At 70.2% G+C, this 1,193-nt stretch carries 1 pseudogene; it reads left to right on the plus strand.

What is annotated here, in order from left to right:
- Positions 1 to 72: 72 nt before the first annotated feature.
- A pseudogene (locus tag AOJ26_RS38105) lies at positions 73 to 1,193 on the plus strand (cytochrome P450); the annotation flags it as partial.

Raw genomic sequence — 1,193 nt, forward strand, 5'->3', positions numbered from 1 at the left:
CGGTCCGGGCCACCAAAGGACACAGACATGGACGTTCACGACACGGCCGCCACCGGTGCGGCCAGATGCCCCATGTACGACGGCTCCTTCGCCGCCGACCCGCAGAAGGTCTACGACTACCTCCGGGCGCACGGCCCCGCCGGCCCGGTCGAACTGGCCCCCGGTGTCGACGCCACCCTGGTCGTCGACCACGAGACCGCCCTGCGCGTGCTCCAGAACCCCAACCTCTTCGCGCGTGACGGCCGCCGCTGGACCGCCCTCAACGAGGGCCGGGTCCCCCTCGACAGCCCCGTCCTGCCGATGATGGCGTACCGGCCCAGCACCTGAGGCTGCGCAAGGCGGTCACCGAGAGCCTCGACCGCCTCAACGTCACCCGCATCCGCCGCGACGTCGAGCCGATCGCCGCCTACCTCATCGACCAGTTCAGCGAGCGGGGCCGGGCGGACCTGATCAACGACTACGCCAAGCTGCTGCCGATGCTGATGATCAACAAGCTCTTCGGCTGTCCGGCCAGCATCGGCGACCGGGTGACCAGCGCGATGGCCGACATGTTCGACGGCAAGGACGCGCTCAAGGCCAGCGACGAACTCACCGCCTGCTTCATGGAGCTGGTCTCCCTCAAGCGCCGCGAACCCGGCGACGACATCACCTCCTGGCTCGTCCAGCACCCGGCCGGTCTCAGCGACGAGGAGCTCAAGGACCAGCTCGTGATGCTGATCGGCGCCGGCGTGGAGCCCGAGCGCAACCTCATCGCCAACTCCCTGCTCCTGCTCCTGGACCGGGACGGCGAGGACGGTCCGAGCATGCAGATCGAGGACGCCCTCGACCACGTCCTGCTCAACAACCCGCCCATCGCCAACTACGCGACGCACTTCCCGCTCCAGGACGTCGACCTCGGCGGAGTGGTGGTTCCGGCGAACTCCCCCCTGGTCATCAGCTTCGCGGGAGCCAACAGCGACCCCGCGCTCACCTCCTCGGGCCAGGCCCACAGCCGCGGCGCCCACCTCGCCTGGGGTGCCGGTCCGCACGCCTGCCCGGCCAAGAGCCCGGCCCAGGTCATCGCGGTCACCGCCATCGAGCTGATCCTGAACGCGCTGCCCGACCTGGTCCTGAGCGTCCCGGCCCAGGAACTGCAGTGGCGTCCCGGCCCGTTCCACCGCGCCCTGGCCACCCTCCCCGTGCAGTTCAGCCCC

The organism is Streptomyces sp. NRRL B-24085 (assembly GCF_001282115.1).
Taxonomy (GTDB): Bacteria; Actinomycetota; Actinomycetes; order Streptomycetales; family Streptomycetaceae; genus Streptomyces.